Source organism: Allorhodopirellula heiligendammensis (assembly GCF_007860105.1).
GTDB classification, from domain to species: domain Bacteria; phylum Planctomycetota; class Planctomycetia; order Pirellulales; family Pirellulaceae; genus Rhodopirellula; species Rhodopirellula heiligendammensis.
Map to the genome: position 1 here is coordinate 899,330 of NZ_SJPU01000003.1, position 24,911 is coordinate 924,240.

The 24,911-nt window shown below is 56.5% G+C and carries 18 protein-coding genes; 13 read left to right on the top strand and 5 right to left on the bottom strand.

Annotated features, from left to right (window positions below; genetic code table 11):
• Positions 1-134: 134 nt before the first annotated feature.
• The 4 genes from Poly21_RS23245 to moaC form a co-directional block, all read right to left on the bottom strand.
• Positions 135-1,580: an IS4 family transposase gene (locus tag Poly21_RS23245; protein ID WP_146409395.1), complete on the bottom strand. Its 1,446-nt coding sequence runs from the start codon at positions 1,578-1,580 to the stop codon at positions 135-137.
• Between the two features lie 368 nt (positions 1,581-1,948).
• The gene (locus tag Poly21_RS23250) at positions 1,949-4,903 is read right to left on the bottom strand and encodes a CRTAC1 family protein (protein WP_302120293.1); all 2,955 of its coding nucleotides are present in this window, start codon (positions 4,901-4,903) and stop codon (positions 1,949-1,951) included.
• 81 nt (positions 4,904-4,984) lie between these two features.
• On the bottom strand, positions 4,985-6,199 hold the full coding sequence (locus Poly21_RS23255) for a DUF1559 domain-containing protein (RefSeq protein ID WP_146409529.1): 1,215 nt from the start codon (positions 6,197-6,199) through the stop codon (positions 4,985-4,987).
• A gap of 830 nt (positions 6,200-7,029) precedes the next feature.
• Positions 7,030-7,542, bottom strand: a complete 513-nt coding sequence (gene moaC, locus Poly21_RS23260) for a cyclic pyranopterin monophosphate synthase MoaC (protein ID WP_146409397.1) — start codon at positions 7,540-7,542, stop codon at positions 7,030-7,032.
• 844 nt (positions 7,543-8,386) lie between these two features.
• Here moaC and Poly21_RS23265 point away from each other — a divergent pair.
• The 10 genes from Poly21_RS23265 (at position 8,387) to Poly21_RS23310 (ending at position 19,233) form a co-directional block, all read left to right on the top strand.
• Entirely contained in the window at positions 8,387-8,959 is a 573-nt protein-coding gene (locus Poly21_RS23265; protein WP_007329551.1) for a helix-turn-helix domain-containing protein, read from the top strand.
• Between the two features lie 261 nt (positions 8,960-9,220).
• Positions 9,221-10,318 (top strand): M24 family metallopeptidase, encoded by a 1,098-nt coding sequence (locus tag Poly21_RS23270; protein WP_146409398.1) that lies wholly within the window; start codon positions 9,221-9,223, stop codon positions 10,316-10,318.
• A 59-nt stretch (positions 10,319-10,377) separates the two neighbouring features.
• Complete coding sequence (gene accB, locus Poly21_RS23275; RefSeq protein WP_146409399.1) at positions 10,378-10,962, top strand: acetyl-CoA carboxylase biotin carboxyl carrier protein; 585 nt, start codon at positions 10,378-10,380, stop codon at positions 10,960-10,962.
• 3 nt (positions 10,963-10,965) lie between these two features.
• Positions 10,966-12,312 carry an acetyl-CoA carboxylase biotin carboxylase subunit gene (gene accC, locus Poly21_RS23280; RefSeq protein ID WP_146409400.1) on the top strand — a complete coding sequence of 449 codons (1,347 nt, stop codon included), beginning with the start codon at positions 10,966-10,968 and terminating at the stop codon, positions 12,310-12,312.
• Positions 12,313-12,454: 142 nt separating this feature from the next.
• On the top strand, positions 12,455-13,294 hold the full coding sequence (locus Poly21_RS23285) for a sugar phosphate isomerase/epimerase family protein (RefSeq protein WP_146409401.1): 840 nt from the start codon (positions 12,455-12,457) through the stop codon (positions 13,292-13,294).
• A 255-nt stretch (positions 13,295-13,549) separates the two neighbouring features.
• A complete protein-coding gene (locus Poly21_RS23290; RefSeq protein ID WP_146409402.1) occupies positions 13,550-14,677 on the top strand; it encodes a Re/Si-specific NAD(P)(+) transhydrogenase subunit alpha in 1,128 nt (375 codons plus the stop codon).
• Positions 14,678-14,694: 17 nt separating this feature from the next.
• The gene (locus tag Poly21_RS23295; RefSeq protein ID WP_146409403.1) at positions 14,695-14,991 is read left to right on the top strand and encodes an NAD(P) transhydrogenase subunit alpha part 2; all 297 of its coding nucleotides are present in this window, start codon (positions 14,695-14,697) and stop codon (positions 14,989-14,991) included.
• Positions 14,988-16,373, top strand: a complete 1,386-nt coding sequence (locus Poly21_RS23300) for an NAD(P)(+) transhydrogenase (Re/Si-specific) subunit beta (protein ID WP_146409404.1) — start codon at positions 14,988-14,990, stop codon at positions 16,371-16,373. Before Poly21_RS23295 ends, Poly21_RS23300 begins: the two co-directional genes overlap by 4 nt.
• Positions 16,374-16,507: 134 nt before the next feature.
• On the top strand, positions 16,508-17,857 hold the full coding sequence (gene mgtE / locus Poly21_RS23305) for a magnesium transporter (protein ID WP_146409405.1): 1,350 nt from the start codon (positions 16,508-16,510) through the stop codon (positions 17,855-17,857).
• A gap of 20 nt (positions 17,858-17,877) precedes the next feature.
• Positions 17,878-19,233: a right-handed parallel beta-helix repeat-containing protein gene (locus Poly21_RS23310; protein WP_302120300.1), complete on the top strand. Its 1,356-nt coding sequence runs from the start codon at positions 17,878-17,880 to the stop codon at positions 19,231-19,233.
• Between the two features lie 195 nt (positions 19,234-19,428).
• Here Poly21_RS23310 and Poly21_RS23315 read toward each other — a convergent pair whose 3' ends face one another.
• Positions 19,429-21,033 carry a 2-isopropylmalate synthase gene (locus Poly21_RS23315; RefSeq protein WP_146409406.1) on the bottom strand — a complete coding sequence of 535 codons (1,605 nt, stop codon included), beginning with the start codon at positions 21,031-21,033 and terminating at the stop codon, positions 19,429-19,431.
• A gap of 561 nt (positions 21,034-21,594) precedes the next feature.
• Between Poly21_RS23315 and Poly21_RS23320 the strand changes: the two genes are divergently transcribed.
• The 3 genes from Poly21_RS23320 to Poly21_RS23330 all read left to right on the top strand — a co-directional run bounded on the left by Poly21_RS23320 (position 21,595) and on the right by Poly21_RS23330 (position 24,760).
• Positions 21,595-23,064 carry a sulfatase-like hydrolase/transferase gene (locus tag Poly21_RS23320; protein ID WP_302120301.1) on the top strand — a complete coding sequence of 490 codons (1,470 nt, stop codon included), beginning with the start codon at positions 21,595-21,597 and terminating at the stop codon, positions 23,062-23,064.
• A 164-nt stretch (positions 23,065-23,228) separates the two neighbouring features.
• Positions 23,229-24,194, top strand: coding sequence for a sugar phosphate isomerase/epimerase family protein (locus Poly21_RS23325; RefSeq protein WP_146409407.1), 966 nt, complete (start codon positions 23,229-23,231; stop codon positions 24,192-24,194).
• Complete coding sequence (locus Poly21_RS23330; RefSeq protein WP_146409408.1) at positions 24,191-24,760, top strand: DJ-1/PfpI family protein; 570 nt, start codon at positions 24,191-24,193, stop codon at positions 24,758-24,760. Before Poly21_RS23325 ends, Poly21_RS23330 begins: the two co-directional genes overlap by 4 nt.
• The last annotated feature ends 151 nt before the right edge of the window (positions 24,761-24,911 follow it).

A 24,911-nucleotide genomic window follows, 5' to 3' on the forward strand; every position in this document is an offset into this window, starting at 1 on the left:
AACGCGTTCATCGCGACTTTCAAGCGTAGCGATTCGCGAACCTGGTGGTTAGAACGGTATCGCCCGGCTTCGCGAGCCAGTAAAACCACAGGGAAGAAAGGGGCCACCCACGAATGGCACAGTCATATGCGCAACTACTTCGTCTCAAAGGAATTGTCTCCGTTGGCAAGTCGGGCTTTGAGCTCTCCTCGCGGTTGCATCATGAGATTGTAGTTCTTTTGTCGCTTCTTCAGGACTCGGGGTTCAAACCTTCCAGGACGATTGCCAACTAGGCAATTTGAAATCTGTTTCAATCGGCTCAAGCAGTAGCCAAGTACTTTTTCGATCGCCATCAGTCCACTGGCCATCATGTCCCACGCTGAAAGTACGAACTGGCAAGTGCTCACGAAACTGATGCGTCTTGGACTGACGTTATTCAATGCAGCACTACAAGCGGCGGTCGTTCGGATAGCGTTGTACGCCAGGATCGTCGTCCAGAATTCGCGACGAACCATTTCTGGTGATTTGCAACGCAAGTGATGTAAGTTCAGATGCGTTTTGATACTGCGAATATCGAGCTCCGAGTTCCAGCGATAACCGAACAGTTCGGCAATGTCATCGATCGTCACCTCCTGCTTAACTTGTTCGCAGTTATACAGAGTTGTGACAATCACGAACGGGTCTTGTTTTCGACCGGGTTCGTCAATGATATAGCGAATCTCTCGAAGGACGATTTCCAGTGGCATCGTGTCATACATCTCTGGGCTCATCCAAGCAGGCCGTTTCGGGCGCGTCCATGTGACAAGATGGTCATTTTTCCCCAATCGCTTGCCAGTTCGGAAGTCAGTGCGTCTGGCTTGATGCTTGCGGAAGCAGACGTCGACTCCACGGGCTATCAACAACGCGATCATCCAATAGTTGCCGTAGAATCTGTCGGCAACGGCGATATCTCTACATTCGAAGCAGTCAAGTAGTTGGCGTAGAAGCGCAGTCTCACCGGTTGCCTTGCCCTTGTATTTTCCGATGGCAACATCAATGACACAGGCAGTTGCCAATGAGAGGACAACGACGATGCGAGCGATCGGAAATCCAATCCCTGGTTTCTGCGCTGTGTTCTGGGGATATGCAATTTGATTTTTTATCGTGTCGGGCATCATGAACGTGGAGCCGTCAATCAGCTTGGCATGACGTCCCTTGAAAAGATGCTTTGAATCGACTTGCACCTCCGCTTCGATGGCGACGTCAGAAGCCAACTCATGGAGTGCAGTTTCAGGAAGCTTGGCTCGTGCTCGACAGTAATCGCGGGTATCGGGATCAGCCTCATCGTCCCCAGCGATTTGCAGAAAGCTGAGGATCCGAGATACGGCGGACTGGCATGCGGCCTCTTTTCCATCTCGTAGAACTTGGCCCATGAACGCCCATAATACGATGGCCGTGGTGTAGGTGCGTCCAAAGGTTCCGCCGTGCCGAGCAAAGACTCGTGCGATCCGGTCCTGCGTGAGGATTTGCGAAAACGGAAGTTCGGGCTGTAAAAGAAACCCAGCAACAGCGTTGCCCAAGTTGAAGCTGCGACGAGGTGCGCTGTTCGGTATAACGGACATAGAAAACCCTCCCTGGTCTCGCGTAGCAGCATTGACCAGAGAGGGCAATCACATCATCGAGGCCGAGAGCGCATCGAAGCAAGATCAACGCCCAGGCGACCTGCAAAATTTACGAAAAAACGCAGATTGCCAATAGACGAACTGCGCAAGTTCACTGCACAAAATTCAAATGACTGTGCCATTCGGGCCACCCACTTTTCGACGTGTGATGGAGAGTGTGATGGTAGCGGCTCCTAGTTGCAATCGAACGCACTACAGTCCCTTTGTTCGCCGATATGTGACTGTATCGACTTGATGCCCGAAGTGGTTTTTTTGCCGATTTGTTTGCAGCTCAGAAGAGTGAGATTGCATGCGTGGCCGAGATGATCTCAACGCGTCAATTCGAAAACGATGGGAGCGTTGGGCGTGCTGGACTCGACGCACAGGTACTCCCGGTTCTTTTCCAAATCCCCAACCTGATCGATTTGGCCGGATGGCCATGTGATCTTGACGTCATGGAATGTACTCGCCTGCCCTAAGCCAACATGAATGACACTTTCGTTCGATCCCATGTATCCATTGCCCGAGAGTAGGCAATGGGTTCGTAGAGCACCCTGTACCGTTCCGGAGACAGTGGCACCGACGGCGTCACGTGATGAACGAGTGCCCTTCAAGTAGATGCGAATGTAGGCGCCTTCATCGGCGACTTTCTCGGTTTGGTTGACCAACAGCGCCGACGGCGTGGAGGCGTGGGTGATTGCCAGGTCGAGTTGCCCGTCTCGATTAACGTCGGCGATGGCTACCGACCGTCCGAGGTGGCGCCCTGTAAAATATTCTCCAATTTCGCTGGCGGTTGATTCGTCCCATCGCCCCGTCTCGGTGCGCTGAAAGAGTTGCGGTGGCATCTCGTAATCCTCGTCGCCACCGGCGGGCCGGTTGACATGCCCATTGGCGATGAAAAGATCAAGATGTCCGGAATTGGTTAAGTCGAGAAACTGCGTCCCGAAGCCGAGCCAGGGCATGGTTGGTTCGAGGAGGCCGGATTGATACGTCCGATCCGCCCAATTTCCTGGTGAGACCTGCTCATAGTAGGTGTTGTAATCCCGCGAGAAATGGGTCACGTAGAAATCCAAGTCACCGTCTGCATCGGCGTCGGCAACCGCGACACCCATCGAGGCTTGCGCTAGCGAAGTGCCACTGAGCCCGAGCCCGCGACTCGTCCCGGTCTCCTGATACGAGAGTTCCTCGTGTCGATAGGTCCAAAGATGATTCGCAGACATATCATTGGCAATGTAACAATCCAGCCCGCCTGTTCCGTCGAGCTGTCCCGCGACGATCCCCAAGCCGCGCCCGACCGTTGATACGTCAGCGAGAAGTTGGCTCTTCTCGACGACCCGTCCATCAGGCTGTACTGACCAAAGGACGTCCGGCTCAGCAGGAAACTGCAACGGGGGGCACGTGACGAGATGGCTGTCGCCGCCGCATTGATGATGAAACGGTTCCTCGCCGCCACAATAACAGACCTCGAAAATTTCGTTCAGTCCGTCCCCATCGAAATCCCCCATGGCCGCCGATGCCGACCAACGTTTGCCTTCGAGCCCCACCGCATGAGTGACGTCGACAAACGTCCCATCACCCTGGTTTTGATACAAACGGTTCTCGCCAATATTGCAATCAAACAGGTCTGAGAAACCGTCTTCATTATAATCACAAACCAAGACGCCTTGCCCAAAACCATGATCGGCGTAACCTGCCTCGACGTCGCATCGTAAAAAATTGCCATCGACATTTCGGTGCAAGGTGTTCGCGAAACTATTGGATTTCATCGGCGCTCCGTTGAGCACGGAGGAAGCCAGGTCAGGCCAACCGTCAAGGTCAAAGTCGATCACCCCCACGCCCCCGCCGACGGTCTGATAAATCCACAGCCACCGCTCCTCGTCGGATGATCGAGGCAAGGCTTCATGGTCATAGCTCAACGCAAAGGCTCGATCATTAAGCTTTGGAACCCGATTCGGCTGGAACGCATCCGGCCTCACCAATTCGACATCGAAATGCCAGTCAAAGTCACCAAGTCCCGCAAGGTCGAGTTGTTCGGGCAAGCTCGATCCTAGCATTTGCCAGGGCGTTCCAGAAGAAATGTGTTGGGCAACGTGTGCCAAGCGTTGATCGAGGTTTGCCACTGGGTCGTGAGCAACCTCACTTGCTTTGCGCGCCCAACCATATGCCTCCCAAGGTCGGCCCAACTCGACAAGCTGATCGGCGATTTCGAAACAGAATGTTTGCGACTGTTGCTCGGCCTCAAAAAAACGCCCCAACGCATCGCGAACGGCGGTTTCCTTTTCGATTCGGTCGGCCACCAGTTCCACTTGCGACGAGAGTCCGAGTTCCGAAAGGCTGTGGTGCAGGCCTCTCATGGCGTGGAAATGACTGGGGTTGATTCGCAGCGTTTCAAAATAAGCTCGACTGGCCGCTTGGTGATTTCCTGTCCGCAGCGACCAGTCACCTGCGATCGCCCAATAGTCCTCCGTTTCCCGAAGATGGGCAGGTATGCGTTTGGCCCAATCTTGGATCGCCGAACCGTCCTCGGACTCAACAATCGCGTGGCCGTATAGTACCCAAGCTGGATCGATATCGGGTCGAACGGCCAGTAATTGTGACAGTTTCGTTGCCGCCTCATGGTACTTTAAATCAGCGAAATCAATCGCCGCCAAGCCATACTGCAGTTCGTGACGTTCTGGGTGAGCGCGTACCAGCTCATAGATATAATTCCAATCCGGCTTCACGCGACCGGGATCCATGGCAACGGCAATGGTTTCAAAATCTCCTTGGCCATGTTTGATCAGCACACGCATTGCGAACAGAGATTCTTCCGCCATTCCGATCGCTGAACTGATGCCGGCGATATCATAATAAAACTGAGTCGCGGACGGATGTTCGGCAATCGCACGCTTTAGTAGCTGGACCGCTTCGTATGGCTGGCCAGAACGCACGTAAGCTTGCAGTAACTTATCGTAGAACGACCTGGACGAGCCCGGCCTCATCTCCATTACTGCACGATAAGACGCGATGGCGTCATCGACGCGACCCTTTTTCAGGTATGCGTCGCCGAGACGCTCAGCGGATTCCGCGGCCTCATCGCCGCCCACAATCAACAAAGAATTCAGTTGTTCGCGAGGCGTTGATAAAGCCTCTGTGACGCTTATGGGTGGTTGCCCTGCGGCAGACTGGGCGCTGGCAGACTGGGCGCTGGCTGATTGGCCGAGGGCAGATGGAGGTGTCGAGGAACTCGGGTGTGGCTCACATCCGAGCAACGCCAAAACTGTGAGCAGGAACAACAGCAGCATCAACTTTCTCCACTCTCGGCGGTGAAAGGAGATGCTGTTATCGTAAAAAAGATCGGGATACACAATCATGTCCAGTGAAAATCAAAAGTCGGACGAGATCACTTCCCTACCTGCTTTGGTACCCAACGCTCCCCACAGCCCGTAGGGGCTCGCGATTCCGGACTCAGTAATCTTTCCCGAGGAGTCAAATCCGATGGTGGGTCGGTTCTGGGTTCCCGCTTCGATGGACTCCGTCAGGAATTTGATCGCCCCATCTGCAAACGCCACATGCACACCGCCAGGGTGACGACTCGAAGGTGGCAGAATCCCACGACTGCCGTGAGCTTCAACAATGCAGGCGGAGTTAGGCGGCGAGATGGTTACGAACGCCGAGAATTGCGGGCGACCATCTGCCCAACGTCGCCCGCGACCGTGTTGCGGTGCACCCCCACCTCCTGGAGTTCCGTTATCGACGTCCAAATTCTGCCCGACGGCCCAAAACTTAGGCCGCGCGGGGTCGATGTAAGGTGATTGAGTGTAAGCGGCCGCGCCATTTCGTTCGACCGCAACATCGCGGAGGGGCGATGTCATGACGGCGCGGTCGCCCAGGTCACAAGCCACCTCGCCCGCCATCAGGGTATTGCTCAAACCGTCCTGGAAATCGCGGAACCGAGTGAAGTGCCGCGCTCGAAACGCACCCCGCGCGTAGGGCTGCTCTGCCGCCGATCCCCAGGTCCAACCGGCTTGGGAGGCGTCTCGCCCGTCATGCCAAATCCCAGAGTGATGCTGTTCGCGAATCGCGTCTCCCGTGCAAGCGGCATAGTTACTAAACGCCACCTCACCACCGCTGGCGACTGCGGGGTCACTTGGGCAACGCAGGCCTGGGACCTGTGTCAACCAAGGCACATAGTTCGCATTCCAAGGGCCGTTGCCCATTGCCGGAAAAGGCGGGACCTGGGGTGTCAATAAGTCCCGCTGAAACGCAAACGGATTGGAAATCTGCTGCCAGAGCGCCTGCTGCTCCATCATCGGCAAAACACCCACGCACCAACTTAACCAGTGCTGGTTCGTAATGTTCGAATCCGTTCCTTTTGTACCACCCGCTTGCATGGGCAGTCTGTCATAGGCCGAGTGATAGTTATGTAGTGCCAAGCCGATTTGCTTGAGATTGTTTGAGCAGCTCATCCGCCGGGCAGCCTCGCGAGCTGCTTGCACTGCGGGCAACAGCAGGCCCACCAAAACACCTATGATGGCGATCACGACTAAGAGTTCCACCAGGGTAAATCCATGGTGTCGGAATTGGTTTCTTGAAACAATGCGAAACACAGTCAAACCTTAATGAGTTGGAGATGCAGGTTGTAGAAGGAGGAAAGGCGACGTCGTCACCTCAAGCAATCGAGTGGGAATTAGGCCCCTGGCCGTTTGGACATTTGCTCGTTGTAGGCTTTTGCGGCCTCCTCCTCTTCTGCCGTCGGGAGGGCAAGCGGCTCGTATGTCGCCTGCTCATTCGAACTACATCCGGAGCAGAGGAAGGCGAGAAGAAAAAGAACGGGAAGCCGCATCAGTTTCATGACGATCAGACTCGAAAAGGGGCAGGAGTGAGAGGCAAGTGCAACGACAGCGAAATTCGTTTCGCTTCAACTTGCTAGTAGTCGCACATGCAATCGTTGAGCCAAGTGAAACCTGTGCTGCCTCCGCGATGCTTTATGCCGCCCTGCCCGCCGTCATCGAGTTCAAAGGCGCGTCATTGAGCTCACAGGTGGAACAACGCACCTCGAACTCTTGGCCGCGTGAGCTTCGCATCTCCAAGTCCATTACCGCATCCGCCAACAAAGTAGGCTAATCTGCGGCGACGCGTGCCTGTTTCACAGGCAGACGCTCCCACGTGTGGGTGGCAGACCCTCGGTCTTGGTCGCTGGAAACGCTGCTTCTCCTGTGCAGTGCCAAGCTCTGTATTTCAAGCCATCGGTGACTGCCGTGGGGGACCGCTTGCCGCTCGTTCTTCCGCACGATATTTCGGGAGTGGTGAATGGAACCGTTTTTTGCCCCCGCTCTCGTCTTGGTGCGACAAATCTCCGCGCTGTTGGAGTGAAAGAGCGAATGCTGGAAGGGGCATGCCAAGATCGTTTTCCGGCGCGGAGCTCACATCATGCTCGTGAGAACGTACCGGACTTGCCCCCTGACTTCGATTCCAAACGGGTTGCGACGATTACCATCGTTCGATCGACGCTCTTAAGCATGTCGTAGACCGTCAGCGCAGCGACCGAGGCGGCGGTGAGTGCTTCCATTTCGACGCCGGTCTTGGCCGTGGTCCGCACAGTCACCGAACACAGCAGCGATTCTTGGGATGTGGATGCCGCATCGACTGGAGCGAGCCACTGGAAGTCGACCTCGACGCCCTCGATCGGGATGGCATGACAGAGCGGGATCAGGGTTGCCGTCGCCTTCGCTGCGCCGATGGCCGCGATACGGGCGATGCCCAGAACATCCCCCTTGCGGCTGGTGCCGGCCCGAATGGCTTCGGCGGCGAGTGAGTTCATGCAAATTCGCGAGGACGCCGTAGCGATCCGCGCGGTGACAAGTTTGCCGGTCACATCCACCATGTGAGCTTGGCCAGCATCATCGAAATGCGTCGAGCTTTGCGAATCCGAGCGGTTCATGAACTCCATCCGATTTGTGAAAAAATGATGAAATAATGCAGTCGCGAAAGTTGGCGTGAGGGAACCGACTGCGATTGGAACACGTCGTAACCTGCGGTGGAAAAAAATTTCCGTGTGTCGATTGATCTTGACTTGCAAATTACGGCAATTGGCCGCTTGATCCGCTGATAGTGGTCATTCCTGCTGAAACGCATTAAAGAGTTACCCCGGTTTTGCTCGACACTAAGCCTTGGAAGGACACTTTCACTTTTACTTCGATTTTCTGCCCCGGTAGGTTATCGAAGTGAACGGCGAAGGTCGACGGACACCCAGGGGGGAATTCTGGGAAACGTGTTCGCGTTGCTCCGCATCGCCAATCCATACCATCAGACGTTGGTCTGACCGGTTGGTGGTCGATGCGGAGAACCAGAACGCGGTCGATGAGCGATCCTGTACGGGTTGTTTCGATCGGAGTCCTGTTTTCTTGCTGCGTGGAATCTACTGGTTAGATTGCCAACGCGGTCGAGAACGCAGTCTCCATCGAGAACAATTCGAAGACAGGCACGCGACAAGCGGCATCTGATTTTTTCCCCCGACATTCACGTACCCGCGTGGATGAGCCACCTCATATTTACATTTATCAACAGCGAGGATCCCACTTCGGCAAAGCGTTCAGCAGGATGCGAGCCGGCTGGCCCAGACCCAGCGTTTTGAGAATCGTTTGGTGCAAACTGATTGCGACCCACCGCAAAACCCAGTTTCACTGACAAACGATTGGACGAACGACCACGGGCCATCGAGGACATGGTTACCGACGCACCATGTTTTCAAGGGATGAATCAACGAGGCGTTTGGAGCACCTAGAATGAAGGTCTTCACAACTGGTCAGGTCGCCAAGATCTGTAAAGTTGCCCCGAGAACCGTTAGCAAATGGTTTGACTCGGGGCGTTTAAAAGGTTACCGGATTCCCGGATCGCAAGATCGGCGGATTCCGCGAGAATATTTGATCAAATTCCTGAAAGAGCACGGCATGCCGCTGGGCGATCTGGAAGACGAAGCGATGGCGAAATGCCTGATCGTCGCCCAGGATCAGGTGTTGATCGAAAACTTGAAGCGAGAGCTTCCCCCTGAAAAATCGTTCAAAGTCGCTGTCGCGGCGAGCGGTTTCGAAGCCGGGATTCAAGCCGAAAGCTTCAACCCAGACTGCATCATCGTGGACTTCTCGATCGGCAAGATCGAAGCGGTCCAGATTTGCCAGAACCTGCGGAAGAACATCGACTTCACCGACATTGTGCTGATCGCGTTGTTGCCCGATGACGGCCAACCGATGAGCTTCGATCGCAGCAGTATCAACGAAACGTTCAAGAAACCATTCGACGCGCACTTGCTCGCCGAACGTTTGCGAACTCTCGTCGGTGCCAAGAAAGAGTTGGTCTAAGGACTAACCGATTCATCGCCTCGCTCAAAAACGCCACTGACGCTTGCCCGCTCGCGTCCGTGGCGTTTTTTTATGGCTACTCGTTATCAATTCGCTTTTGATACTCTGCTCCCGGCCCTGTCTTTCATGAACACTGTCAGGTCGGCTACAACACACGGCCTCCTCTGCTACCATGCATCTGGCGACACCGCGTGTATCTCACCAGCCACCCCTTCTCTCGAAAACTAGCAGCCGATAGCTGAAAAGCTAGCAGCTTCTCTTATGACTGATCGCATCTCTCGCTTGTCCACCTCGCTGGCCGACCTCGACGTGGACGCTATGTTGATTGTCAACGACGTCAATGTTCGCTACCTCAGCGGTTTCACCGGCGACAGCTCGTGGCTGTTGGTGCTGCCCACATCGGTGACGATCCTCTCGGACGGGAGGTATCAAGTCCAGCTCGAGCAGGAGTGCCCGTCGATACCTGCCGCCATCCGTCCGCCAGGACAACGAATCGGTGAGCTGTTTGCCGAAGTGGCCTCGTCTTACAATCTGCGTCGGATCGGCATCGAATCGGGGCACGTCTCCATCGCGATGCTGCGAGATTGGGAAGCCAGGCTGCCTGAGATGACCTGGGTCGAAACGTCGTCTGTCGTCGAAAACTTTCGCGCCATCAAAGATGATTTTGAAATCGCGACGATTCGGCAGTCAATCGCAATCGCCCAGCAGGCTTTTCGGACGGTCACGGCGAACTTCAAACCGACCAAGACCGAGCAGGATATCCACTATGAACTCGAGGCCGCGATGCGGCAGCTCGGCGCCGAGGGCGTGTCGTTTCATCCGATCGTTGGGGCTGAGCCCAGTGGGGCGCTGCCGCACTATCGGCCAGGTGACATGCCGCTGGGCGAGTGTCGCACTTTATTGATTGATTGGGGGGCGAAAGTCGACGGGTATTGCAGCGATCTGACCCGCACTCTGCACCGCCCAGGCTCGAAATCTGCCAATTCCGACCGGTATGAAGCCGCTTACCAGGCCGTTCTCGAAGCGCAGCTCGCAGCGATTGCCACCATTCGCGACGGCGTCGCGGCCGTTGAGGTCGATGCCGCCGCCCGCGCCGTCCTCGCCAAAGCCGGTTTCGCCGAGGCATTCAGTCACGGACTGGGGCACGGTTTTGGACTCGAAATTCACGAAGATCCCCGCATGGGTCCAGCCTGCACCGAGACGCTCCGCAGCGGAATGGTGCTGACCGTCGAGCCAGGTGTGTATTTCGAGGGGGAGTTCGGTATTCGCATCGAAGATGATCTGTTGGTCACCGATACTGGCTGTGAATTGCTCAGCGACCTCCCCAAGGGTCTCGATGATTGCCCGCTGGTAATGTAAAACACCGGTCTGAATCCCCACGCACACCACCCTTTCGTTTTGAAACTCAGGCTTTTCGCATGACTGCTGATTCGCCCAAACGCGGCTCGACCACCAAGAGCGTTGGCTCGAAATCCCCTCAGGGGGCAAAATCTCGCTCAGCGACTGGACCGGGCGACGTTTTCGACATCGATCGCATTCGCCAGATCGTCGAGTTGATGGAGCAACACGAACTCAGCGAAGTGGACCTGCAGCAGGCCGACGATCGCATTCGATTGACCCGTGGCGGCTCGCAGCCCGTACCCGCCGCGTACCCCGTTAGCGCACCTGCCCCCGCCCCTGTCGCTGCGGCGCCAGCCCCGGCTCCGGCGGCCGCAGCCCCCGCTAGCGGTGGATCCGACGCAGCAGCATCGACCGCCGGTACGATCACGATTAATTCGCCCATGGTGGGGACATTCTACGCTCGAGCGAACCCCGAGGCGCCGGCGTTTGTCAAAGTTGGCGACCGGGTCAGCGAAGACACCGTCGTGTGCATCGTCGAAGCGATGAAGGTGTTCAACGAGATTCCCGCCGAATGCAGCGGCAAAATCGTCGAGGTGCTCGTGGGTGATCAGGAACCCGTCGACTTCAACAAGCCCCTCTTCCGCATCCAGACCGGTAGCTGAGCGATGTTTCAACGAATCTTGATCGCCAATCGTGGCGAAATTGCGCTGCGCATCATCCGTGCCTGCCGTGAAATGGGCATTGAATCCGTCGCGGTTTTTAGCCAAGCGGATGCCGACTCCATGCACGTCAAGCTCGCCGATCGGGCGATTTGCGTCGGTACCGCCCGCAGCGCCGATAGTTATCTTAAAACCGACCGGATCATCGCTGCGGCAGAAGTCTCCGGGGCGGATGCGATTCACCCCGGCTACGGTTTCTTAGCTGAGAATGCTCAGTTTAACGAAATGTGCCGGAGCAGCGGCTTTGAATTCATCGGTCCTTCGCCCAGCGCGATGGAAAAACTCGGAGACAAGAACACCGCCCGCAGCATGGCGGTTGCCCAGAACGTCCCCGTCGTGCCCGGGAGCGATGGGTTGATCACTGACTTTAGTCGCGCCGCGGCAGTAGCCCAGGAGATCGGGTTTCCGGTGCTGATCAAAGCCACCGCCGGTGGTGGCGGCAAAGGCATGCGGGTTGCCGAGAGCGAAGAGGTGCTCGTCAGCCAACTCGAAGCTGCGCGAAACGAAGCCATTGCAGCATTTGGCAATGGCGGTGTGTACCTCGAGAAATTCGTTGCGAACCCGCGTCACATCGAGGTTCAGGTCATCGCCGATACCCACGGGAACGTCTGCCATTTGTTCGAACGGGATTGCAGCGTCCAGCGGCGACACCAAAAACTCGTCGAAGAAGCTCCCAGTCCTGATCTGCCCCAAGAACGCCGCGAGGCGATCTGTGATGCCGCCGTCCGTATGATCGCCGGCGCCGATTACGCGGGTGCGGGCACGGTCGAGTTCATCGTGGACAAGGACTACAACTTTTACTTCATCGAGGTCAACGCGCGTATCCAGGTCGAGCATCCGGTGTCGGAGATGATTACCGGTGTGGACCTGATCCAAGAGCAAATTCGCGTTGCTGCGGGTGAGACCCTGTCTTTCGCCCAACATGATCTCCACGTCAGCGGCGTGGCGATTGAGTGCCGGATCAATGCGGAAGATCCCAAGAAGAACTTTCAACCTTGCCCCGGCAAAATTCAATCGATGTTCGCTCCCGGCGGATTGGGTGTGCGATTTGATTCGCACGTGGCGACCGGTTATACGGTGCCTCCCTACTACGATTCGATGATTGGCAAATTGATTGTCCATCGGCCCACACGGGAACTCGCCATCGCCACGATGCTCCGCGCGCTCCGCGAACTGCAGGTAGAAGGAATTTCGACGACGGTCCCGTTCCACGAATGGATCCTGCGGGACGAAGCGTTCCTCGGCGGCAGTGTCGACACCAAGTATGTCGACCGAGCATACAAAGGGCAGTAGTCGGATTGCCGACCGACGGTTTCGCCGGTCGTGAGAATTGAGCGGGGAAACATTTGGTGTCTGCGTAACTCGCCACCACGATACGTCCGGGTTATGCTGGTGGGGATTCCCCACTTCGTATTTTACCCGTATGAGATCTCCCATGGATTTTCCTTCATTCTCACGACGACGATGGCTCGCTGCTACGGCTGCAACGGTGGCTGCGGCCACACTGCCTCGGCCAGCATGGGCCGCCGGTGCCCCCCAAGCAAAATTGGGCATTCAGCTCTATTCCTTGCGGGGTTACAACGTCAATGATGCGTTGCAACACGCCGCTGATCTCGGATTTGATGAGGTGGAGTTCTACAGTGGGATGCTGCCAATCAACTCGACGCCGGAGCAGATCGCGGAGATTAAGAAACGCGTGTCCGACTTGGGTATGTCAATTTCTGCGCACGGCGTGAATCATTTTGGTGGCGACGCTGCTGCCAATCGCAAGCTGTTTGAATTTGCCAAGGCACTTGGTGTGCCGACCATTACGGCAGATCCAGAGCCGGCCGCTTTCGATAGTTTGGACGACCTCGTCGACGAGTTCGACATTCGCATCGCCATCCACAATCACGGTCCGTCGGCGCGTTACAACCAAGTCGTTGATGTGCTCAAGGCGATCGAAGGTCATGACGAGCGGATTGGGGCGTGCGCAGACCTCGGACACTACATCCGATCTGGGCAAGAACCCGTCGAGGTGATCCGCTCGCTGAAAGGACGTCTGTATGGCGTCCATCTCAAGGACTTTGCTGAGATGAAAGAACACACCAAGGGTGTGGTCTTGGGCCAAGGGCACCTCGATGTCGAAGGCGTCTTCGTCGCCATGCAGGACGTTGGCTTTCCCACCAACGGTGCGTTGTCGCTCGAGTACGAAGAAGACCCGAGCAATCCGCTCGCTGAGATTCGCCAATGCGTCACCATTGCCAATGCCGCCATGGAAAAGGTGTCTACCTAGACGCTGACGACAATCCTGTAACGGCAGTTGGGCTGAGTGGTGAGCCGCATGTGGCGAGCCACGCATGCCCGTCGATACCTTCCACGATGCGCAGTACGACGCAAAAGAAACGATCACGCTGGCGTGCTCAGCACGCTCGGCCGCGGTCGCGGCGCATGATTGTTCACCTTCGCCAGACTTTCTTTTCTCTCCGGCTCAGCTTAGGCTGTAGTCTCAGTTTGGTGGGATCGTTGTGACAAACCGACGGGAAATGAAATGCGAATTGGTGTACCGGTCGAGACCTGGCCGGGCGAACTCAGAACCTCGCTCGTGCCGAGCAACGCGAAAAAGCTGATCGGAAGTGGGTTCGAGATAACTGCGGAGTCCGGTCTCGGGCTCGCGTCGGGCTTCTCCGACGAGGAGTACACCGAGGCAGGAGTGTCGGTTGTGGCCGATCGGGATGAGGTGCTCTCGCAAGCGGACTTGGTACTGCGAGTTCGCCAGCCCGAAGCCCGCGATATTGAAACGCTCAAAAGTGGCAGCGTGCATGTCAGTTTCCTCGATCCGATGAATCGCCGGGACTTGGTGGACGCGATGGCCGCCAGGCAGGTAACGGCGGTTTCCATGGAAATGATTCCACGGAGCACGCGGGCGCAGAAAATGGATGCGCTTTCCTCTCAAGCAAACTTGGCTGGCTACGTGACCGTGATCGCGGCCGCTTACCATTGCCCGAAAATTTTCCCGATGATGATGACGCCTTCGGGCACGATCCGGCCGGCCCGGGTGTTCGTGATCGGTGCGGGGGTGGCCGGATTGCAGGCCATCGCGACAGCGAAACGGCTCGGCGCTCGCGTCGAAGCATTCGATACGCGTCCTGTGGTTGCCGAGCAGGTGCGTTCGCTGGGGGCAAAGTTTGTTGAAATTGACTTGGGTGAGGTCGGCCAGACGGAGCAGGGATATGCGAAAGCTCTCACTCCAGAACAAATCGAGCTTCAGAAAGCCGGGCAAGCTAAAGTGATCGCTGAGTCGGACGTCGTGATCACGACGGCCCAGTTGTTCGGTCGGCCCGCCCCGCGGATCGTCACCGCAGAAATGGTGGCCTCGATGCAGCCGGGCAGCGTCGTGGTCGACATGGCGGTGGAGTCGGGTGGCAATGTCGAAGGCAGCGTGCTCAACGAAGTGGTCGATGTCGGTGGTGTGAAGATCTTCGGACTTGGCAACTTGCCCTCTCACGTCAGCCGCAGTGCCAGTGAAATGTACTCCAACAACCTGTGCAATCTGATCGAGGAGTTCTGGGACTCCGAAGCGAAAGCATGGAACATGTCGCCCGACGATGAGATTGTTCAAGCTGCCGTGATCACTCGCGACGGCACGATTGTCCATCCCATGATTCAAAACAAATAAACACCCAAGGCCCCAACATGGAAACCGTTTTTCTAGGTTTCGTCTTGATGCTCTCGATCTTTTTAGGTTTTGAGCTGATCTCGAAAGTCCCCGCGACGCTGCACACCCCGTTGATGTCTGGCGCCAACGCGATCTCTGGTATCACAGTGGTCGGCGCGATCACGTTAGCCGGTGGCGAACTCGCTGGCTGGGCAACGGCGCTTGCTGCGTTAGCGGTGTTCTTCGCGACGGTGAATGTTGTCGGTGGCTACATGGTGACCGATCGCATGTTGGCCATGTTTAAAAAGAAAGATGAACCGGAGGCACGTTCATGAGCGAGGAACTGATCGGTGCCGCGTACATTGTCTCGGCAATACTGTTTATCTTTGGATTGAAACTGCTGGGTTCTCCGGCGACCGCCGTGCGTGGCAACCAACTTTCAGCATTGGGCATGCTGGTGGCCGTGGTCGTCACGCTCGGGTCTCACGAGATTATCGACTACCGGTGGATCGGTGTGGCTGCCGTACTCGGTGCGATTGTGGGCGTGGTCTCAGCGCAGCGCGTCGCGATGACTGGGATGCCCGAAATGGTCGCGTTGTTTAACGGATCGGGAGGTTTGGCGAGTCTGCTGGTCGGATGGGCGGCACTTGATATGAGCGGCGGCACCGGTGAGGGTGATCCTCAGTCGGCCTTCACCGTCGTGACCGTCCTGCTATCGATCCTGATCGGTGGTGTGACTTTTTCGGGGAGTATTGTGGCGTGGGGAAAACTGTCCGAAACGATCCCCAGCGGGGCGATTCGATTTCCCGGCCAACAGATTGTCAGCCTGGCGATGCTGGTCGCTACGATTGGCTGTGGTGTCGCGATGGTTGCCCAGCCTGAGGTTTGGACGGGCACACTGATTTATGTCGTTATTGCACTCTCGGTATTGCTCGGCGTGATGGCGGTCATTCCGATCGGCGGTGCTGACATGCCAGTCGTGATCTCGTTGCTCAACAGCTATTCCGGACTCGCTGCCTGTGCCGCTGGATTGGCTATCAACAATACGATCTTGATTGTGGCGGGGGCGCTCGTGGGTGCGGCCGGCATCATTCTGACGAATATCATGTGCAAGGCGATGAATCGCTCGCTCAGCAACGTACTGTTCTCCGGGTTCACTGCCGCGAAGGCCGCGACAAAGGTAGAAGGTGAGGTCAAGCCGATCAATCCAGACGATGCGTACCTGATCTTAGAAGCCGCCTCATCGGTGGTGATGGTGCCGGGTTACGGCATGGCGGTCGCCCAGGCGCAGCATGTGGTGTGCGAGCTCGGCGAATTGTTGGAGGAAAACGGCGCTGAAGTGAGCTACGCGATCCACCCCGTCGCTGGACGAATGCCGGGGCACATGAATGTGCTATTGGCCGAAGCGAACGTTCCCTATGATCAGCTCATTGAGATGGACGACATCAATCGCCGGATCGAGAATGTTGATGTCGTGATCGTGATCGGTGCCAACGACGTCGTCAATCCAGCGGCGCGTGAGGATGAGAACAGTCCCATTTATGGAATGCCGATCATCAACGTCGACCAAGCTCGTACGGTGTTTGTGCTCAAACGGTCGATGGCATCTGGTTTCTCCGGTGTCGACAATCCACTGTTCTTCAAGCAGAATACGCGGATGCTCTTCGGCGATGCCAAGCAATCACTTTCCAAGGTGATCTCGGCGTTCAAGAGCTAACGCACCGTTGATTTGCAATCGCGAACCGCCAGCGAGATAGGGGCATGCCCCCGCGGCGGTTCGTCAGCTTACGTTGGGCGGTATATCTTCGTGAACAGGATTGACGCCATCGTCCGCCAGCACAGATTTTTCAATTGGTAAATACGCTTCTGCTGCCGGAACTTCGCGAGATGCTGGCGCTCAGCCAGGATTTGGAGCTGCGAGAATTCTGCACGGCCTTGAACGCGGGCCGGACAGCCGAGTTCATGGAAGGCCTCGATGACGCCGACGTCTGGCGGGTGCTGCAGTTTGCCGAGCCAGAGCGGCGGGCGGAGATCTTTGGCTATTTTGATGAAGACCGCCAGCTCGCCATGCTCGCCGATGAGCCGGCTGCCGAAACGGCGAGGTTGATTGAAGAGATCCCGGCAGATGATCGCGTCGACCTGATCCAAGGATTGCCGACGCAGGCGGTCGATGAGATCCTCCCCCTGCTGCCCACCAGTGAACGTCGCGACATTGAACGATTGCGTTCCTATCCTGAGGGGACTGCCGGCGCGTTGATGACGACGGAGGTTGCCAAGCTAGCAGAGAAGCTCACCGTCAGTGAGGCGTTCGATGAACTGGCGGCGATCGCACGCGATCTCGAAACAATTTATTACCTCTACATCGTCGACGATAATAATCTCCTTCGCGGGATCGTCTCAACTCGGCAACTCGTTTCATCGCTCAAGCATAAATCGCGTACGTTGGGCGAGCTGATGGAGACCGACGTCGTCGCCGCATTGGCCGGTGAGGATCAAGAATCGGTGGCTGAGAAGGTGGAGCGATTCAACCTGCTCGCGATACCCGTGATTGACTCAGGCCGCCAGATGCTCGGTATCATCACGCATGATGACGTGATCGACGTCGTTCGCGAAGAACTGACCGAGGACGCGCAGCGGATTGCTGCGGTTGAACCCTTTGACGATGACTTTTTGCGCATCGGACTATTCACTCTTTCCTACAAACGGGGGCTGTGGTTAACCATTCTGTTTTTCGCGGCCTTGTTAACCGCCTTTGCCCTGCGGCACTACGAGAGCGAATTGGCAGTCAATGCCTGGTTGGTATGGTTTATTCCCCTGATCATCAGTTCCGGAGGTAACTCGGGCAGTCAGTCGGCGACCCTGGTGATCACCGCGATGACGGGCGGTGAGGTTGAGTTGTCAGACCTGCCCAAGGTGTTATCGCGTGAACTGCGTGTCGCGTTCATGCTCGGCGGTTTTCTGGCAGCGTTTGGATTTTTGGTGGCCCTCTTCGTGGCCCCCTCCGCAGTCGCCGCCATGGTGATTCCTATCACGCTTCTCGGCGTGATCATGTGTGGTTGCTTATGCGGCGTCACGCTGCCGATTCTCTTTAAACGCCTTGGCCTCGACCCGGCCTTGATGAGTAATCCGTTCGTGGCCGGGATTGTGGATATCCTTGGCATTGTGATTTATATCAATGTCGCCCGACTGATCCTGGGCTAGTTCAGCAAGAGGTGAGATCGATGAAATTCATGCCCCGTCGTGGGATCGGCTACACGCTGATGGTATTCCTGGCCGGCATGGCTGGCGTGACGAATGTCGCGGCATCTGAGTTTTACGTCGCTACGGACGGGGATGACAATCAACCCGGCACGCTCGAACAACCATTCGCATCGATTCATCGGGCGCAGGAGGTCGTCGGGCCAGGCGATACGGTCTTTGTGCGCGGTGGGACGTACCACGTGCAGGAATCGCAGATCTCCCGGACCGAGCGTATTTGGGCTTATGTGACGTGGCTTCACAAAAGCGGTACGCCGGACAACCGAATTAATTACTGGGCCTATCAAGACGAGCAGCCTGTGTTCGACTTCTCCGAAGTCAGGCCGCGCGGCAAGCGAGTGCACGCCTTTGAGGTCACTGGATCTTGGATCCATCTGCGCGGACTGGAGGTGGTAGGCGTGCAGGTCACGATCCCATCGCATACTCAGTCGATCTGCTTCGCTAACAATGGCAGTCACAATATTTTCGAGCAGCTGAGCATGCACGACGGCCACGCGATCGGAATCTACAGCGTTCGCGGTTCAGACAATCTGTTTCTCAATTGCGACGCGTATCGTAATGATGATCCCGTCTCCGAAGGTGGTCGTGGTGGCAATGTCGATGGATTTGGGTGCCATCCGACACCGGGTAGCACCGGCAATGTTTTTCGAGGCTGCCGCGCCTGGTTCAATAGCGATGACGGATTCGACTGCATTTCAGCGTCGGAATCCGTCACGTTCGAACATTGCTGGGCGTTCTGGAATGGGTACTCGCCAGGATTCGAGCGCCGTGCCGACGGGAATGGATTCAAGGCTGGCGGGTACGGGTCTTTGTCGGTGCGGCGATTGCCCAGTCCGATTCCTCGACATCGAGTACAGTTCTGCGTCGCAGCTAAGAATAAAAATTGCGGTTTCTACGCGAATCACCACATCGGTGGTGTCGACTGGTTTAACAACACCGCTTTTCGAAACGGTGCCAACTTTAATTTTCTTTCACGATTGCCTGACAACGTTACCGATGTGCCAGGATACGGGCACCGCATTAAAAACAATCTAAGTTTCGGCAGCCGCAACTCGGTCGTTCAACTGAATTACGAGGAATGCGAGCTATCGCATAATTCATTCGACATCGATATGGAACTGTCGGAAAAGGATTTCGTTGGGCTCGATGAAAGTCAGCTCGCAGCTCCGCGCCAAACCAATGGTGAGTTACCTAGGATATCGCTGCTGCACCTCACGCCCGATAGTCCCCTGGTGGACGCGGGCGTGGACATTGGATTTCCGTTTCACGGCCAGACGCCTGACTGTGGCGCGTTTGAATTCGTTCCCAGCGAGGGATAGTCGCGTCTTAGTGAGGCCGGGCTGGTGCCTCAGGGCCAATACCACAAAATCGACCGCCGGGCGGCTTGCGCCGCTCCGCTAAGAGTTTACCGGGCGGTTTGATTTTGGGCGCCGCGAGGAGCCAGCGGCCCGGCCGGCGACGGTGCTGACGGCCTCCTCAACAAAAGCCACCTCAATCACATGTGACGGCAGCCATTACGGCTGAGGCAGGTCGCTTTCTTCGCCGACTTCGTCTCCCGAGACGATCCGATCGATCGCATTGAGAATGGCGAAGATGGTGCTTTCGACGCTATCGGTGCTAACTCCGACCCCGCGATAGGTGCGTCCTTTGTGCTCGACCTCCAAATTGACTTCCGCAATGGCGTCACGACCGAGCGTAGCGCTGCGGACGCGGAAGTCCTTGCAGACCAGCTCAATTCCTGTGATCTTCTCGACGGCCCAGAAGGCCGCGTCAATGGGACCATCGCCTTGCTCAACCTGTTCGGTGAACTCCTCGCCGCCGTGGCCCAGGGTCACACGCACTCGCGGCGTCTGGCTGCGAGAACTCGTGACTTCATAGTCCAGCAAACTCCATTGCGAAATCTCCGGTCCACTAATTTGTTGCTGGACCAGAGCCACGATGTCTCCGTCGTAGATCTCCTTCTTTTTGTCCGCGAGTACTTTGAAGCTATCGAAGACCTGCTGTAACTGCTCACCACTGATCGTGAAACCCAATTGTTTTGCCCGGTCGGCCAGAGCTGCCCGTCCACTGTGTTTGCCCAGCACCAGGTCGGTCTTCGCGAAGCCAACTTCCTCCGGTGACATGATCTCGTACGTGCTGCGTTCCTTCAGCATCCCGTCTTGATGGATTCCGGATTCGTGGGCAAATGCGTTGCGACCCACAATTGCTTTATTGCGTTGCACGTGGATGCCGGTCGTTTTACTGACCAAGCGACTGACAGGGACGAGCCGACGAGAATTAATACCAGTAGTCAGGTTCAAGCAATCTCGCCGAGTTTGAATCGCCATCACGATCTCTTCCAAGGCAGCATTCCCAGCACGCTCGCCAATCCCATTAATCGTGCATTCGATTTGGCCGGCTCCGCCGGCGACGGCCGCCAGCGAGTTGGCAACGGCCATTCCTAAGTCGTTGTGGCAATGCGTGCTCAAGACCGCTTTGTCGATATTGGGAACACGATTGCGAAGCATCTGGAAACGCTCGAAGACCTCGGCGGGCGTGGCATAGCCCACCGTGTCGGGAACGTTGATTGTTGTGGCGCCAGCGTCAATTGCCGCCTCCACGACGCGGCACAAGAAATCGTGCTCGGTGCGGCAGGCGTCCTCAGGAGAGAACTCGACGTCATCACAATGCGACACCGCTCGCTTGACTCCCGCGATCGCCCGCTCGACGATTTCATCGGTCGTCATCCGCAATTTAAATTGCCGGTGGATTGCGCTGGTAGCCAGGAACACATGGATGCGGCTGCTCGGGGCGACCTTGAGGGCCTCCCATGCGCGGTCGATGTCCTTTTCATTGCACCGCGCCAAACCGCAGATTGTGGCACCGCGAATCGTTGCGGCAATCTGCCGAACGGCTTCGAAATCACCTGGCGAGGCAATCGGGAAACCTGCCTCAATCACGTCGACGCCCATTTCGGCTAACGCCGCCGCCACCTCGAGTTTCTCCGCCAGGTTCATGCTCGCCCCGGGCGACTGCTCGCCATCGCGAAGCGTGGTGTCGAAAATGCGAATGTGACGCGGTTCGGTGGCGGGGGTTGGTTCGGCTGCGGCGGAATCCGCAACGGGCATGGGATCGGACATGGCAGTTCAAAAGGTGGTGAGAATGGAAAACGAGTGGCAAACGGTGGCGGACGACGAGCACATAAAAAAAGCCCGAGACGCAATTTCAGGCGGCTCGGGCTAATTCGTGTTCAGCTGTGTGCGGAAAAGCGACGCTCTACGGTCACACGACGAATCGGCTCGAGCTGCCGGGAAGCAGACCGAGGTCGAGGAGTAGTCGTAGGGCTAGTCGATTTCGCATGTTTTGCAGAATAAACAGTGGTTCCGGTGCGCGTCAAGTGGTGCGTAAAACACCCCGCTTGCCACCCAAGACGGGCGATGACCTTACCGGGTTCGCATATGCACTGGTCCGCAACAAAGTTTTTTCACGCGGGGTTGCTTCTGGCTTGATTCAACGCGATAGCGGTTCACGCCGGACTAGGGTCGGCGAAGTCCTCCACGAGCAGGTTCTCCGCGGGGTGCATGGGAAACATGGTCCGGAAAAAATCCATTAAGCTGTTGGCCGAACGTAACCTTTGCGTAATGTCAGCTCACTGACATCCGCACCGACCATCGCCCACTTTAACTGGTGCGCAGCCAATCATGCTATCGAATCAAACGCACGCCCTATTCCATCGTCTGCTGTATATGATCGTCGTCCTGTGCGGGTCGGCGGCAGTGCCCTGCTGTCATGGCGATGAAACGGTAGCGAGCACTCCCCATGTGGCACCGCCGGCGCACGTGGTGTTGGTCATGAGCGACGACCAGGGTTGGGGCCAGACAGGGTATTACAACCATCCAATTTTAAAGACTCCGCATCTTGATGCGATGGCAGCCAATGGGCTGCGTTTGGACCGCTTCTATGCCGGTGGACCGGTGTGCTCACCGACTCGCGCGAGCGTGCTGACGGGGCGGACACATGATCGCACGGGGGTTCTATCTCATGGAGATGCGCTCCGACATCAAGAGAAAACTCTTCCTCAAGCAATGCAGAATGCCGGATATGCTACCGGACATTTTGGTAAATGGCATCTCAATGGCTTGCGTGGCGCGGGCGCTCCTATTCTGGCAAGTGACACCCATCATCCTGGAACCTTTGGCTTCGATGAATGGCTCTCGGTTACAAACTTTTTCGATCTCAACCCGATTCTAAGTCGGCAAGGAGAGTTCGAAGACTTTCGCGGCGACTCCTCTGAGATTATCGTCGCCGAGGCGCTCGATTTCATTGGGCGGCAGCAACAATCCAACCATCCTTCCTTCACTGTCATCTGGTACGGGTCCCCACATAGCCCGTTCTTGGCCAACCCTGACGACACCAAAGGTTTCGACCACCTCAATGCGAACGGGCAACAGCATCACGGTGAACTGGTCGCCATGGATCGAAGTATCGGTACACTGCGTGCTGGCTTGCGTGAGCTGGGGATCGCAGACAATACACTGGTGTGGTTCAACAGTGATAACGGTGGATTGCCCGGTGTTGGTGCGGACTCCGTCGGCGGGTTGCGGGGGTTCAAGGGATCCGTATACGAAGGTGGGCTGCGTGTGCCGGGAATCGTCGAGTGGCCAGCGGGTATCAAGCCACGGATCTCTGAATATCCCTCGGGCGTGGTCGACATATTCCCTACCCTGGCCGAATTGGTGGGAATTCCAAGTGACCGCATGGGCCTCCCAGTCGATGGCATCAGCTTGGTACCGCTCTTTACTTCCGACCTCACTCGGCGTGAAAAGCCGTTACCATTTCAGTACAACGACAAGACGGTTCTGATCGATAATGACGATAAACTGATCCTCAATCGTAAAACGGGCCGCCTCGAACTGTACGACCTCGACGCCGACCCGCACGAGTCCACCAACCTTGCCAGTTCCCAACCGGAGAGGGCTTCCGCGTTGCAGCAGCAGACGATCGAGCTGAGCAAATCGATCGCCCGCAGCGCTACCGGAAAAGACTATCCCGAAGGCCAGCTGCTCAAAGAAAAGCCCAGTCGCCGCTATTGGGTGCAGGACCCTGCTTATCAACCGTATCTCGATCGCCTGTTTGCACGGCCTGAGTATCAGCGTGAAAGCCAACGTTGACACTACGATCGTCTGCATTTCCGATGGATGCGATGCCTGCCGTTTCCCTTGGTGGTGACCCCCATTCGTCATCGCCTCGGCAGACCCGATCTACCTCCAATTGACTCGCCCTTTCCCTGTGTCACAAAAATGACAGGGTACGTCACCTGCTAAGAGGAAAGCTGATGAACCGACCTGAATCTCCGCCCTCGCTATCGCGTCGCCAGTTCTCGCTCGCCTCTGCGGCCGCAGTGGGGTCGCTGGCAATCCAAGCCAGCAGTTCGCCTGCTCGAGCAGCAGAGCTGGAAGCTACTCCATTTAGACTCAACTACCTGCTCGCGTCGAGCATGTATGGGCATGTTTACCTTGGTGATATACTTCCCGAAGTCGCCCAAACAGGTGCCACGGCAATCGACCTCTGGCCGCGTCCTCACGGCAGCCAGCGGGAACAACTCGATGCGATCGGCGAAGAAAAACTGATTGCGATGTTGGGTCACTACAACGTCACCGTGGGGTGCTTATCACGATTCGATCTCAGCGCGGCTGATCGACAGGGAGAGATGCGTCGCGAACTCAAGCTGGCCGGTCGCCTGGGGTGTCCCTGTGTGGTGACGGCGGGGCGGGGACCTAAGAATCTATCAGGCGGGGAACTCAAATCGGCCGTCAAACAGTTTGTCGAGGACCAGAAACGAAACATTGATGTCGCTGAAGCCAATAACGTCCGGCTCGCGATTGAAAATCATTCTAATAACCTGATCGATTCCCCCGACTCACTTAAATGGCTTGCTGAGTTCGCACCTTCGTCAGGTTTGGCGATCGCCTTGGCTCCCTACCACCTACCTCAAGACCCAGCACTGATCGCAGGTTTGATTGAATCGCTCGGTCCCTCTATTGCCTTGTTTTATGCTTGGGAGCATGGCATGGGAAGCATGAAACGCTTGCCCAAAGAACAAGAATTGACGCAGATGCCCGGACGTGGCATGCTCGACTTTCGGCCGCTACTGGCGGCACTTCAGAAGATTCAGTTTTCCGGATGGACGGAGATATTCATGCACCCCGTGCCACGGGGGATTCCAATTTTGGAAAGCGAAGCGAAGGTGACTGAGGAAATCAACGTTGCCCGAGCGTACTTAGAAAGGCTGCTCAGATGAAACCTAAGGTGCTAATCGTTATCGGCGATGCTGCAGAAACACTCGATACAATGTATCCCTATTACCGATTGATCGAGGCTGGATTCCAACCCATTGTCGCGGGGCCCGAAGTCCATCGTTATCAGATGGTTTTGCACGAAGTGAAACCCGGATGGACGATTACGAAGGAGTGGGAAGGTTACACGATTCAGTCCGACATCGCGTTTCGCGATATCAATCCAGACGAATATCTTGGTATCTTCTTCAGTGGTGGACGTGCACCCGAGTATATTCGCGAGGATCCTGATCTCATTCGCGTGACGAAGCATTTCTTTGAAGTCGATGCGCCAATCATGAGTGTTTGTCACGGCGTCGAGATCCCCGCCCGGGCCGGTTGCGTGCAGGGTCGACGAATGGCCACGGTAGCGAAGTGTCAGTTCGACTTAGAGGTTTGCGGCGGCATCTACGTCGATGAGCCCTGTGTCATTGACCGCAACTTGGTCTCCGGTCGAACTTTTCACGACAACGGAGTGTTCGTCGGTCCGTGGATCAAGCTGCTTGAGGAAAGACACCGCCAGCAATCTTAACCCGGCCAATGTTTGACATGTCCGCAAGCTAATATGCGGTTGGGTCGCCCGACTCACCGCTGAAGCGGTCTCGAAGCCAGTTTTTGGGTGTCACCTGCGAAAATGCGTCCCGAATTGACCCGGAGACGCGGGGGGCGTAAAATTCCCCGCT